The sequence below is a fragment of the Pseudovibrio sp. W64 genome (assembly GCF_001623145.1).
Taxonomy (GTDB): Bacteria; Pseudomonadota; Alphaproteobacteria; order Rhizobiales; family Stappiaceae; genus Pseudovibrio.
In genome coordinates, this window is record NZ_LMCI01000007.1 from 105,653 (window position 1) to 118,639 (window position 12,987).

Annotated in this window: 13 protein-coding genes and 1 tRNA gene; 6 read left to right on the forward strand and 8 right to left on the reverse strand. The window is 51.0% G+C overall.

Annotated elements, in window-relative coordinates; genetic code table 11:
* The first annotated feature begins 120 nt into the window (after positions 1–120).
* Positions 121–1,812, forward strand: a complete 1,692-nt coding sequence (locus PsW64_RS04265) for a DUF882 domain-containing protein (RefSeq protein WP_063302797.1) — start codon at positions 121–123, stop codon at positions 1,810–1,812.
* 238 nt (positions 1,813–2,050) lie between these two features.
* On the opposite strand, the gene PsW64_RS04270 is transcribed toward PsW64_RS04265, so the two are convergent.
* On the reverse strand, positions 2,051–2,317 hold the full coding sequence (locus PsW64_RS04270) for a DUF2312 domain-containing protein (RefSeq protein WP_057462047.1): 267 nt from the start codon (positions 2,315–2,317) through the stop codon (positions 2,051–2,053).
* Between the two features lie 1,002 nt (positions 2,318–3,319).
* Between PsW64_RS04270 and PsW64_RS04275 the strand changes: the two genes are divergently transcribed.
* Both PsW64_RS04275 and pyk read left to right on the forward strand, forming a co-directional pair.
* Complete coding sequence (locus PsW64_RS04275; RefSeq protein ID WP_208860363.1) at positions 3,320–3,805, forward strand: DUF1036 domain-containing protein; 486 nt, start codon at positions 3,320–3,322, stop codon at positions 3,803–3,805.
* Positions 3,802–5,232, forward strand: a complete 1,431-nt coding sequence (gene pyk, locus PsW64_RS04280) for a pyruvate kinase (protein WP_057462049.1) — start codon at positions 3,802–3,804, stop codon at positions 5,230–5,232. The genes PsW64_RS04275 and pyk overlap by 4 nt, the downstream gene beginning before the upstream one ends.
* Positions 5,233–5,355: 123 nt before the next feature.
* Here pyk and PsW64_RS04285 read toward each other — a convergent pair whose 3' ends face one another.
* Positions 5,356–6,291: an oxidoreductase gene (locus PsW64_RS04285; RefSeq protein WP_208980565.1), complete on the reverse strand. Its 936-nt coding sequence runs from the start codon at positions 6,289–6,291 to the stop codon at positions 5,356–5,358.
* 80 nt (positions 6,292–6,371) lie between these two features.
* Between PsW64_RS04285 and PsW64_RS04290 the strand changes: the two genes are divergently transcribed.
* Positions 6,372–6,911 carry a TetR/AcrR family transcriptional regulator gene (locus PsW64_RS04290; RefSeq protein ID WP_063302799.1) on the forward strand — a complete coding sequence of 180 codons (540 nt, stop codon included), beginning with the start codon at positions 6,372–6,374 and terminating at the stop codon, positions 6,909–6,911.
* A gap of 21 nt (positions 6,912–6,932) precedes the next feature.
* On the opposite strand, the gene PsW64_RS04295 is transcribed toward PsW64_RS04290, so the two are convergent.
* The 4 genes from PsW64_RS04295 to cpdR all read right to left on the reverse strand — a co-directional run bounded on the left by PsW64_RS04295 (position 6,933) and on the right by cpdR (position 8,762).
* Positions 6,933–7,790: a tetratricopeptide repeat protein gene (locus PsW64_RS04295; protein WP_208980566.1), complete on the reverse strand. Its 858-nt coding sequence runs from the start codon at positions 7,788–7,790 to the stop codon at positions 6,933–6,935.
* A 90-nt stretch (positions 7,791–7,880) separates the two neighbouring features.
* Positions 7,881–8,006, reverse strand: a complete 126-nt coding sequence (gene ykgO / locus PsW64_RS04300) for a type B 50S ribosomal protein L36 (RefSeq protein WP_054662728.1) — start codon at positions 8,004–8,006, stop codon at positions 7,881–7,883.
* 191 nt (positions 8,007–8,197) lie between these two features.
* Positions 8,198–8,272 (reverse strand) — tRNA-Val (locus PsW64_RS04305).
* Positions 8,273–8,405: 133 nt separating this feature from the next.
* The gene (cpdR, locus tag PsW64_RS04310; RefSeq protein WP_008551455.1) at positions 8,406–8,762 is read right to left on the reverse strand and encodes a cell cycle two-component system response regulator CpdR; all 357 of its coding nucleotides are present in this window, start codon (positions 8,760–8,762) and stop codon (positions 8,406–8,408) included.
* Positions 8,763–9,247: 485 nt separating this feature from the next.
* On the opposite strand from cpdR, the gene PsW64_RS04315 reads away from it, so the two are divergent.
* Entirely contained in the window at positions 9,248–10,063 is an 816-nt protein-coding gene (locus PsW64_RS04315) for an N-formylglutamate amidohydrolase (RefSeq protein ID WP_082596602.1), read from the forward strand.
* A gap of 23 nt (positions 10,064–10,086) precedes the next feature.
* On the opposite strand, the gene catB is transcribed toward PsW64_RS04315, so the two are convergent.
* A complete protein-coding gene (gene catB, locus PsW64_RS04320) occupies positions 10,087–10,710 on the reverse strand; it encodes a type B chloramphenicol O-acetyltransferase (RefSeq protein WP_063302800.1) in 624 nt (207 codons plus the stop codon).
* A 440-nt stretch (positions 10,711–11,150) separates the two neighbouring features.
* On the opposite strand from catB, the gene hisN reads away from it, so the two are divergent.
* Positions 11,151–11,942: a histidinol-phosphatase gene (gene hisN / locus PsW64_RS04325; RefSeq protein WP_063302801.1), complete on the forward strand. Its 792-nt coding sequence runs from the start codon at positions 11,151–11,153 to the stop codon at positions 11,940–11,942.
* Here the strand turns inward: hisN and PsW64_RS04330 are convergent.
* Positions 11,939–12,880, reverse strand: a complete 942-nt coding sequence (locus tag PsW64_RS04330) for an alpha/beta fold hydrolase (protein ID WP_063302802.1) — start codon at positions 12,878–12,880, stop codon at positions 11,939–11,941. The genes hisN and PsW64_RS04330 overlap by 4 nt on opposite strands.
* Positions 12,881–12,987 lie beyond the last annotated feature (107 nt).

Sequence of the window (12,987 nt, forward strand, 5' to 3'; positions counted from 1 at the left end):
AGTTCGCGTTAATTGTAACTAAAGTAAAGGCTCATTAACCTTGTCCGCACTAGATAAAGAGGTGGGGCTCTGGGGTAAGGTTTTAGCCGATAACGCGAAAGCGAGATTCAATTGCGTGACATGATTGCATTCGGGCGCTCGGACTTTGGTAAACGTCTGCCTGGCATTTCAGTGCTGGTCGCAGCGGTTCTTTGTGCGTTCTTCCTCACCTCAATTGCTTCGGCCAGTGCGAGCACACGCACGCTCAAGCTGTACTTCACCCACACGAAAGAGCGGGCGGAAATCACCTTCAAGCGGAATGGCCGCTATGACAAAGAAGGCCTTCGCAAGCTCAACAATTTCCTTCGGGATTGGCGCCAAAAAGAGCCAACGAAAATGGATCCTGAACTGTTTGACCTCATCTGGGAAGTTTACCAGAAAGCAGGCACAAGCAAGTACATCCATGTTGTCTCCGCTTATCGGTCGCCTAAAACCAACAATATGCTCCGTAAGCGCTCCAGCGGTGTGGCTAAAAACAGCCAGCACACCAGAGGCCGCGCAATGGACTTCTTCATTCCCGGTGTAAGCACAGCCAAACTACGTGCGCTTGGTTTGCGTCAGCATGTTGGCGGCGTTGGCTACTACCCGCGCTCAAACACGCCGTTTGTTCACATGGACACCGGCTCTGTACGCCATTGGCCACGCATGAGTCGCTCTCAACTGGCAAAGGTATTTCCAAAGGGTGACACCATTCATGTCCCTTCCGATGGAAAACCAATGGCGCGTTACAAGCAGACACTTGCTGCTGTAAAACGGAAAGATTCAGGCCGCTCAACCAGCGTTGCCAGTCGTTCCACGTCATCTTCAAAAGCAAGTGCCCGGGCAAGCTCGCCCAACAGTGGCGGAAGCTTCTTCTCCCGCCTGTTCAGCAATTCAGGCAGTAACGAAGAAAGCAAACCGGCACCAACTCCGGCAACAAAAGCACCAAAAGTGCGTGAGCCAGATCCAAGCCGCCGGGTAGAAACCGAGTTCAACGCTATTCCGCAGCCTAAAGTGGCATTGCTAGCAACTCAGCCAGCAGCAAGCCCGGTTCCAGAAGCAGCTTCTCCTGCTGTTTTGGCTTCAGCAACACCATATGCAAAGCCACAGGATGAGAGTGAGGTTGCGCCTGCACCAACGGAGCAGAATCTCAATCTGTTTGCCTCCGCTCGTCCGCGCATAAAACCGCAACAAATCCTTCAGGTCGCCGCTTTGCCGGCGGCCACCCCTGCAGCTCAAAAGCGGGCTCAAGTCATTCCACCAAAAGTGGAAACACCAAAGGATGGCATTGCAGCGATCATTGCAGCAACTGGCGAGCAAACACCTGACAGCCTGCGTCCTCTTGTAGGCGCACAGCTTGCCTACGCCTCTCCTGCCGCGACTGCAGATCTACCAAAGAGCAAGTTCAACAAAAAAACTGCGCTCTCCGCACAGGCACTCTTCGCAGAGCAGCGTCTGCCAGATTTGATGCCGAAATCACAACCAGCTCAACAGACTGTTGTGACAAAGGCCCCGGTCTACGGATCACCGTTGGTAGGTTTCCATTCAGCTCCAGAGCCAAACGCAGTGCTGATGCTTGATCCTACATGGACAGCAAGAAACCGTCGTACCATCACCATGCAGCATCCAGACCAGAACCAACTGGCAGTTCTGATGAGCCCTGTAACAACGGTTTTAAAGGACGCTCTGACCCAAACGCCATATCGCTCAATTCGCAAACGGATCAACCGCGGATCAGCAATCGCATGGCTGGACTCAATCTACACAGGCGAGATGAAAGTCTCCTCCAGATAGGCATCACGTTGTAATGAATGCTCGGCAGCGCGGCATCTAAATGCCGTGAAAGCATTCCCCTGCCCTCAGCTAGCTCAGCCTATATCAGCAAAGCCAATCAGCACTGCCCGCTCGGGCACCTCTCACCACTCCAAAACCACGAAAAAAGGCCCCTCACCGCAGTAAGGAGCCTCTTTCAGAATTCGTGCTAAGAAGCAGCTCGCGCATACACACGCGCTGCTCTCACCAGTTGGAGCGCTTATGCGTCTTCCATTACTGGGCCAGCCATGCCGAGCGCATGCAGGTAAAGATCGAGGATTGCCTCTTCTTCTTCACGCTCATGCGGCTTACGCTTACGCAAAGAAACGATTTTGCGCATCACCTTCACGTCAAAGCCGTTACCCTTAGATTCCGCGTAAACATCCTTGATGTCATCCGCGATAACTTTTTTCTCTTCTTCAAGACGTTCAATACGTTCAATAAATGCGCGCAGCTGATCTGCTGCTACACCACCGGCATCTGACATATGAAATCCACCTTACGTTCGTGCGAAACACCATTAACCTTGTTGTCTTGCTGCCAGAACTGAGCACACGGGTCAACCGCTCACGACCTCTTTTCAGCAACCTTTACAGGTTCTGGGGGATGAACTGAATTTCAATGGGAATATAAAACAGTTGCCTCAATTGCCGCACAATCTATTGGCACTCACCTGACGGAAATTCACCTTAGCATTGTGGCCTGTTTTCTCTATCTGACATTCATTGTCAGGTAGCCCCTACAGGTTGCCATAAAAATAAGTGCCGCTACGTACGCATTGATACCGCAGTCAAAACATACTCACAATTGTCCAAAGATAAATCTGCGCGACAAATTCGCCAGCTAAATATATCAGCGAACCAGCCTGCTAACTAAAAGTCTTCACTCGGAAATTTAAGATAACAAATTCGAGATTTCCATTCAGCGGAACATTTGCCTCAATCAAAACCCGACAAAGTGTCGCAGCATCAAGAAACAACTTTCGGCTCCGCTACGTAATACGAGTTTTGCTAATCTCCTGATGCTCATTATTGAGCGGTCCAAACCGGACAATTGTCCGAAATGATGTTTATCTCTTTGTCTTATCTTTCAAAAAATCACAGCCAAAAAAGGGAGGAACTGTGGGAGGTAACACTGTTTTTTGGCTTTTCGCTTGATTCCATGTAGAACTCAGGCCAATAAAGATATTCAGATTCCTAGAGGTAAGGTCCGACTTTTGGATCATATTTCAAATGTTGACGGGGGTCGTCCACACTCATCCAGAGTAAGGGTGGCGCAACCAAAGCATGACATGTCGGGTTTAAGCCAATTCATCATCCTGCCGTTTTTGCATGGTCAATGGTGAGCTGGGGCAACGTTCTTTACTCAGAACAACCTGTATTACCCTTTAGTCGTGCTCGAAATCACGTCGGCCATGGGCTGAACCACGTTGACAAGGGCATCAACTGAACGCATTAAACTGCCGTTTGTAGCTGTACATATGACTGTTATGAGAACATCCAGAAACGACTTCGCATCTGCTGTAATAAACCGTTTTCGGAAAAATTCACTGGCTCTTGCCTGTGTTGCTTTTGGAGTTCTGAGCTTTCAGCAGATCCCCTCTGCTAAAGCGGACTTTCGTGCATGCAATAAGACCGAAAGCACAGTTAACATCGCAATAGGCTACCGCGATGGCGCCGATTGGATCACCGAAGGATGGTGGACCATCGACAAAAACACCTGCGACACACTGGTGTCCGGGGACTTGGCGTCACGCTACTATTACTTGTACGCAGTACAAACGGATCAAAATGGCGAATGGGATGGCAAGGCGTATATGTGTGTACGTCAAAAAAAGTTCACCATTCGCGGTATAGAAGACTGTGTCGCTCGCGGTTATGAGCGAACAGGTTTCTTTGAAATAGATACAGGCGAGCAAAGCAGCTGGACGGTCCAGCTGACGGAGCCGGTAGAGCAAGGAACAGGTGGACGATGAAGCGTAATAGACGGGTCAAAATTCTAGCAACTCTCGGCCCGGCGTCTTCCGAAAAAGAAGCAATCAAAAAGCTATGGCTTGCAGGTGCAGATGTTTTCCGCATCAACATGAGCCATTCCTCCCACGAAGTTCTCAACAATTTGGTTGGTCGCATCCGCGAAGTAGAAGCAGAAGTAGGCCGTCCAATCGGCATTCTCGCTGACTTACAGGGTCCTAAACTGCGCGTTGGCACTTTCGCAGATGACGCAAAGCCAGTTCTAGAAAATGGCGCAACCTTTGTTGTAGACGCAAACGACGCTCCAGGTGACGCATCCCGCGTATACCTCCCACACCCAGAAATTCTTGGCAGCCTCGAAGTTGGCCACCGCCTTCTTGTAGATGATGGCAAAGTTTGCCTGCGTGTAACTGAAGCGTCTCCACAGCGCTGCGTGACCACTGTTGAAGTGGGCGGTAAGATCTCCAACCGTAAAGGCGTTTCTGTTCCAGATACAGAGATCCCTGTTGGTGCATTGACCGAAAAAGACCGCGCAGATCTTCTTGCAGCTCTCGATGCAAAAGTTGACTGGGTCGCACTGTCCTTCGTACAGCGCCCAGAAGACCTCATCGAAGTTCGCAACACCACTCAGGGCCGCGTTGGCGTTCTGGCAAAAATCGAGAAGCCTCAGGCAATTGATCGTCTCTCTGAGATCATCGAGCTGTCCGATGCAATCATGGTTGCCCGTGGTGATCTTGGCGTTGAAATGCCACTTGAGCAGGTTCCAGGCCTTCAGAAGCGTATGATCCGCGCATGCCGCAAAGCTGGTAAGCCAGTTGTTGTTGCAACGCAGATGCTTGAAAGCATGATCACGTCTCCTGTGCCAACCCGCGCAGAAGTTTCTGACGTGGCAAATGCAGTGTTTGAAGGTGCGGACGCAGTGATGCTTTCCGCTGAATCAGCTGCAGGTGACTTCCCGACAGAAGCCGTTACAACCATGGACAAAATCGCCGTGGAAGTTGAGCAGGACGAAAACTACCGTTCCATCATCCACGCTCAACGTACAGAACCAGAAGCAACCGGCGCTGACGCAATCACTGCAGCAGCTCACCAGGTCGCTGAAACTCTGGATCTGGCAGCGATTATTTCCTACACCGCATCTGGTGGTACAGCACTGCGCGCATCCCGCGAACGTCCTGCAACACCAATCATTGCGTTCTCTCCTGAAATCTCCACAGTTCGTCGTCTGACCATCGGTTGGGGTCTGCACTGTGTTGCCAATCAGGATGCTGCGACTGAGGAAGACCTCATCGACCGCGCATGCTGCCTTGCAAACACCGAAGGTTTTGCAAAGCCAGGTCAGCGCGTTCTGGTTTCCGCTGGTGTTCCATTCGGCACCCCGGGTTCCACAAACATGCTGCGTATCGCATTCGTGGGTTCCAAAGACGCTTAAGTCGTCAAAGAACACATCTTAAAGCAATAAAAAGCCCGTGATTTCGTATCACGGGCTTTTTTCTTTCAATCGATTAAATGAGCTTGCTCCAACGCAACGAACTTCACAAAATGCAGCCTTGCTTTAAAACGCCCACTTGAAGTCTGTGAGCCATTCACTCTCACTCCAAAGACGGCGAGCAACCTCTGGGTTCAGCGCATGGCTTGCTATCTGCGCTTTTCCAACCGGTCCAACAGTCTCCATGCGCTTTGTCGGGCCATAGTAGCCATTCGGCTCAACTTCCACTCCAGCCGCAGCAAGCACCGTTGGCAATGCACCTCGCTCAGCAGACTGCGCGAACATGCTAATCATCCACTTGTACGCCATGCTCATCCAACCTGTCGGACCTGTACTCTGCAAATTAGTGGCTGAGTAACCTGGATGCCCCATAGCTACAAATGAAGCACTCCCCGCATCCGACAGACGTCGCTGAAGCTCCAGCCCAAACATCAAAGTGGCCAGCTTACTTTGTGAGTAGGCTTTCATAGGCGCATAATTTTCACGCATCATCAGGTCGTTAAAGTTGATCTTCCCCATTTTGTGCACAAGGCTGGCAACTACAACAAATCTACCCTTTGCAGCTTCAACATTAGGTTTGAGCAAGCCTGACCATAGAAAGTGCCCCAGATGATTGGTCGCAAACTGCAACTCATACCCATCAACACTCTTCAACTCCGGTGTCTGCATAACACCAGCGTTATTGATGAGAGCATCAATCTTGGTGTATCGTGAAGCGACGATTTCCGCTGCATGGCGAACAGACGAGAGATCGCTTAAGTCCAGTTGGACCAGATCTACTCTTCCTTTCGCCTGAGTTCGCAACGCTTGCTGGGCAGCTGAACCTTTTTCAGCATTCCGGCAGGCAATAACAACATCACCACCCGCTTTCGCAAGCATCCTTACCGCTTCAAGGCCAATACCGGAGTTACCGCCTGTTATGATATAAGTTTTACCCTCAAGAGAAGGCAGTTTATCCGCAGTCCAGTTGGATACTGCGCTGCTCTTGTTCACTGTGCTCATTAAATTCTCCACTGCGCGGCACCTGTTCGTGCCGCATAATAAAGTTGACAATAATTACTAAAATTGTCAACTGGGTAAACATGAAAACAAACTTTGATAAAAAAAAGGCATTGGGCGTTTTTGCTCAATATGGCTTCCGAAAGACCTCAGTCGGTGACGTAGCAAGCGCGGTCGACCTCTCACGCCAATCGCTCTACAAAAAGTTTGGAAGTAAGGAAGAGTTGTTCCAGACCATAATCGAGGAATATTCTGAAGAGGTTGGACTCCAGGCACTGGATATTCTTGAAGAAAAGACCAATGATTCCAAATCTCGCATCCTACGCGCTTTGGACACGATCATAGGTCAGCATGTCGATCTGATGAGAAATTCTGTCCACGGCGCTGAGCTGGTTCAGATGGGTGAGCAGGTCATGTCTGCCGTTGGTAAAGGCATCATGCCTCGGGTCATGCTCAAAATTGCGGATGTGATCCTGGAGACGCATGAGAACCGAAGCAAAGAACAGGCAGAAGACGACGCCTTCATCCTCTACACCCTCGCCAAGGGGCTCTCTCTAACGGTCTCAAACTACGCAGAATATAAATCAGGCATCACCAGAGCTGTAAACCGCCTACTAGACTAAGAACCAGTAGTCTTTGAAAGCTTAGTGATACTGCCCCCACAGCTCCTCACGTAAGCTTTTAACAGCGTCCTGAGCATTCTCCAGCAACGGATAGATGTTCAGCACATGCTGAAACACTTCAAGTGCCTTATCGTTCTTTCCAGTTTTCCGAAGGATCATGGCAAAACCTGAGAGCGCAGGATAATGGCGCGGCTCGATCCGAAGCACTTGCTCAATATCAGCAAGTGAACGCCCCAGATCCTCTTTCAAGAAATATACGGTCGCCCGGCGGTTCCACCCTTCCACATATCCGGGATCTAAACGAACAACCGCGTCCAGCAAATCAAGCGCTAAACCGTATTCTTTCCCTTCAATAGCTTTAGCAGAACGCATCATAAGCAGATCAAGCGTATGACTCCCAGACTGCATGAAGAGGCTGTGTATGCGCCGTGAGATCGATTGCGCATTACCCAATGTATCCGCATCCCTCAGTTCAAGGAACAAGGCATCCAGAAGCTGCCCACGCGTGTAGTGAGCGGGTACACCATGCCCGGGTGCAGACCGCCCTATCTGAGCAGGACCGCCAGCAGGACCATTAAGAGCAGCCTCAGGGCCGGTATTGAGCTTAGGATGCCCCTTTGGCAGTCCACGAGTGACCTGAACCTCTACGGGACCCACAACAGCCACAACACGCTCAGAAGCACCTAAACGCTCCACCCCCACCACAAGCAGCAGGAAACACGCAAGCGCGACAGCACCACAAGAGCCAACACAACGCCTCAACCTGTCAGATTGTCGTGGAAAAGAGCCCCCTACCGAGAAACCGGAGAGCTGAAGTTGTGGAAACGTCGATGCCCCTGTGACGGAGCTGTTTGGGCGAGCAAACAAAAAAAACCGCATGGCAAAAGCATCTCACTTTTGCCATGCGGCTCGCAACTCTTAGAACCAAGGGTTTTTCGCGCTGTTTTAGTTTAAATCAGCGCAGAAAACTTAACCCTGACGTGCTTTAAAGCGTGGGTTCTTTTTGTTGATGATGTAAACACGACCCTTGCGGCGTACCATCTGGTTATCACGATGGCGGCCCATGAGTGCCTTAAGAGAATTCTTAATCTTCATTATCCTACCCCCGGTTAGGGTCAATTTTATAGGGATCCTGAAGTACCACGATCCGCCAGTGAAAAGAGGCGCTAAGCGCCTCATTAGTACAACCTCTGATCTCGCCGCGCTGCATTCTTACGAAGCGGCGCAGGACCAAGATCGAGGCCCGCTCCGCCGGATATACATCAACGATGTTAACCGACGAAAAATGGTGGGCGTGACAAGGATCGAACTTGTGACCCCTACGATGTCAACGTAGTGCTCTCCCGCTGAGCTACACGCCCGAAACTTTCAAAGAAGCTCGTCCGTCAGCGCTTAAACGCTGCGGTGGAGAGGCGTATAAGAGGAATTTTGAGAACGTGCAAGTCCAAAAATGGAAATTTGCTATCTCTTTCCACATTCACCCCTCAAAACTAACTAAACAAGCATTTTTTCCACTTCGCGTACCAAATCTTTTAAGTGAAAAGGCTTGGAAAGAACCTTTGCATCCTGAGGTGCCTTGGAATCAGGATTAAGCGCAACAGCAGCAAATCCTGTGATGAACATAACCTTCAGGTCCGGATCAAGTTGAGTAGCTTTACGAGCTAACTCAATACCATCCATCTCTGGCATCACAATGTCAGTTAGCAATAGGGCAAAGGGCTCTTCGCAAATACGTTCGTATGCGCTCTTTCCATTATCAAAGGAAACAACAGTGTGCCCAGCCTTCTCAAGTGCCTTGGACAAGAACTGGCGCATGTCATTATCGTCTTCCGCGAGCAGAATTCGAGACATGTTCGACAACCTTAAAACTCCAGGTGCAGCGACGGGGTTCTCTTTTCAGAGCACTCCCGTAAATAAATAGAATATGTCAGACGCACTCGCCCCTCGCAATCCGACAGATTCCGAATACTGTACGCTGTTAGGAACAGGAAACTACTCGGGAATACCTGTCAAAACAATAGGGACAAATGAAACAGGTTCACTTCTAAAGAGACTTCTGCGTAGTTTGAGGGTCCAGCGCCACACCGCCCCCTCAAACTACGCAAAAACTCGCGCATCTCTTGCCTATTTCATAAGCAAACTTTCTAATGTCTAGCCCATACGCAGATCTCGTTCTATAGTGAGCGGGATTGCGGTGATTAAGGAATGTAGGCTCTGTGACAGTTTTGGAAGATCATCAGATTAAGGCGATAGCGAACTACAGCAGTGCGCTTGACACCGGAGTTCAGGTACCCGCATTTGAGGTACTCTCCCCAGATGAACATTCTGTCCCTTTTATTTTTAACAGCCCCCACTCCGGGCGCGCGTACCTTTCGTCGTTCCTTCAAGCCTCTCGATTGGACACCACCCAGATCAGACAAAGCGAGGATGCATTTGTCGATCTTCTCATCAAGGATGTCGAGCAGCTAGGTGCACCGGTTCTAAAAGCCAACTTCCCGCGTGCTTACCTTGATGTGAACAGAGAGGCCTATGAGCTCGATCCAAAGATGTTTGAAGGCAAGCTCCCCAAGCACATCAACTCGCGCTCTCTGCGTGTTGCAGGAGGTCTTGGAACTATCGCCCGCATTGTGGGTGAGCGCAGAGAAATCTACCACACGCGTATTCCGGCGGAAGAAGCGCTGGATCGCATTGAGCAAGTCTACAAGCCCTACCACAACACCCTGCGTGGCCTTTTGAGCAACGTACAGGACAAGTTTGGTCTCGCAGTCCTGGTAGACTGCCATTCAATGCCGTCCGCCAACTCAAACAAGAACCACGACCCCAAAGCCGACTTCGTCATTGGGGATAGGTTCGGGACTAGCTGTTCTGCCTGGCTTTCATCCTGTGCAGTCGGACTATTGCAAAACATGGGCTATAACGTAGCTCTCAATCGCCCGTATGCTGGCGGCTACATCACAGAAAACTACGGCAAGCCAGAACGCGGCGTGCACGCGCTGCAGGTTGAGATCAACCGAGCACTCTACATGGATGAGCACACCCACCAGCCACACTCAGGTTTCCACGACCTGCGCAAAGACCTGATGGAGTTCATTACTGCCTTGGTCGAGATGGTAACGGAAAGCTTTACCAGAGAAACTCTGGCTGCAGAATAACCTGCAGCCCCAGTCCATACTGCCTAAAAACCAAGCCAGTAGTCGTAAAGCCTCTCAATATCTGAGGAACACATAAGAGGCATGGCCCCTTTCAGGACTTCATCTGTCCAATCCCACCATTTCATCTCCAATAGCATCTGAACTTGTTCTTCAGAAAAGCGGGAGCGCACAACTGTTGCAGGATTACCGGCCACAACAGCATAGGCCGGTACATTCTTAGTCACGACTGCACGGCTGCCAATCAATGCGCCATTACCGATCTGCACGCCCGGCATGATCATCGCTTCAGAACCAATCCAGACATCATTGCCGACACATGTTGAACCTGCAGGTTTGAAACCGTCGTGAGCTCCTTCAAAAGCAGGCTCATCAAAATAGTGAAATGGAAACGTTGTGGCCCATTCAGGACGGTGTCCCTGGTTACCGGCCATCATAAACGCTGCCCCTGAACCGATAGAGCAATACGCACCGATTATCAGCTTGTCTTGCGTCTCTTCATCTGAGCGTAGGTATCGGGCACACTCATCAAAGCTGTGGCCGTGATAATAACCAGAATAGTAGGAATGCTTTCCAACAATAATGTTGGGATTGGTCACCTGCTCCTGAAGCGGGGTTCCCTTAAACGGACTCTCAAAAAAATTCGGCACCTTGTTCTCCCCTTGCCTGCACCTCCCTACGACGGAGAACATTAACAACCAGACAAAAAAAAGGCCGCTCTCATCTGGAGGCGGCCCTTAGTCTAGGGAGGAAACGCCCTTCGCGAAGGGCGGCGCAGACACTGAATGTCGCGCTGCAATAAAACTCGCATCGCATCGCAAACACGTCAAGCATTCAGCTCCGTAATCGGGCTGTTCCTATACGAATTGGCCAGTTTGTATCCTTGAGACAACACCCTGATTTTTCAGGGATCATAGCCGTTGGTATGAGTTTCACACGATAGTTTAGCAGTAAGTCGTAGACACCAACGCATGGTTTCAACAAGAGCATTTACGAACTAAAACCGGTCTCAGAGCCATAGACATTTGCACTTTTCTAAATCCTGACTATGGTGCGCATGCAATTGACTGCTCCTACCGGATAAATTGATATGACCTCTCCCAGTCCTGATTATGCTTTTCTTCACAAACTTGCTGACGCCGCGGATGCTAAAACCATGCAGCACTTCCGCAGTGGCTACGAGGTAGACAACAAACTGGAAGCAGGCTTTGATCCAGTCACTATCGCGGATCGTTCAGCAGAAGAAGCAATCCGCGCGGTTCTGGAAGCAGAGCGCCCGGATCACGGCATCATCGGTGAGGAATACGGCAAGGTCCGCGAAGAGGCAGAGAATGTCTGGGTTCTTGATCCAGTTGACGGCACACGCTCTTTCATCTGTGGCACCCCGTTGTGGGGCACACTGATTGGCCTCAGAACCAACGGCAAAGCATCTCAAGGCATTATGAGCCAGCCGTACAACAGCGAGCGCTTTTGGGGCGATTGCAACGAAGCTTTCATGACTGGTCCGCTCGGCAAGCGCACCCTGAAAACCCGCAGCTGCGCATCCTTGTCAGAGGCAATCATCACCACGACCGAGCCAGCCTTGTTCAATGAAGTCGAGCGCCCGGTATGGGACACGATCTGCGCAGAAGCTCGCCTCACCCGCTACAGCACAGATTGTTACGGCTACGCCATGGTGGCAGCAGCAGGCTTTGATGCAGTCATTGAGACCGGCATGAACACCTACGACATCCTTGCCCTCATCCCAATCATCGAAGGCGCTGGCGGTTTCGTCACTAACTGGACCGGAGGCAATGCAGCAGACGGCGGACAGGTGCTTGCCACAGGCGACAAGCGCCTCCACGATGAGCTACTCACCAAGCTGGCAAAAGCAGCTGTTTAGTCCGCGCTTCCCGGAATAAACGCATCAAATGCAGCCCAGAATTGCTCACGATAAGGATCTCGCTCCATAAGAATCTCATGGCGAGATCCTCGAATTTCCAGAAAACTCATACCTGGGCAAGAGCGGCAGACTTCCTCTGCATCGTCAGTCGAGACGATCTGATCCTTTCCCGCGCCGATGACTAAGGATGGCACGCCGAACTCAATCTGGAATTCAGGCTCTCTGAAGCGCTCTGTCGCCAATCCCATAGCACGGAACCAGCTCACCGTCGGAGAACCCAGCCCCAATTGAGGCGCTTCTTCAAGAATAGCATTCATGCGCTTGAAGCGATCCGGGTCAGACGTGAGCGTATTGCCGTCATAGTCGACAAGGATCTTGTCATTGCCGCCGGGAACAAAAGCGTTCCCCATGCCAACCCAGACAAGCGTCTTGGCAAGCGCACCTGCCATCTTGACCATACGCCCCTTCATCGCAAGGCCGACGAGGGGAGCTGTTAGCACCGCACGGTCAATCTTGGTCTTCAGCCGCCGGTTAGCATGCATAACCACAGCGCCACCGGTTGAGTGCGCCAGAAGGAAGTGCGGCCCAGGGCAATCAGAAAGCGAGACATTGTCCAAAACAGCGTGCAAATCCAGAGCAAACTCATCAAAGCTCTCAACGTGGCCACGTCGCTCGTTCTTCAACAAACGCTCAGAACCACCCTGCCCGCGCAGATCAAAAGCCACCACATAGAACCCACGCGCCCGCAGTTCCTCAACAACCTCAAAGTATTTCTCAATAAACTCGGTACGGCCTTGGACAACAGTCACAGTCCCCTTGAGCGGAGACGCGGTCGGAGCCCAGCGTGCCCAACGGATTTTCACGTTGTCTTCTGTCTGGATAAAACCAGACTCCGTTCCCTCTGGAACCCGATTGAAATCCGTGTTGACCAGTACCATCAGCGCGTAACCTCTAGTTCTCTCACTCTCAATTTGATAGCCTTTCCAAGCAACAGGCCGCAACCGCAATTTCTGGAAGTTTTTCCATCTCAGTACGCGGTAACAAG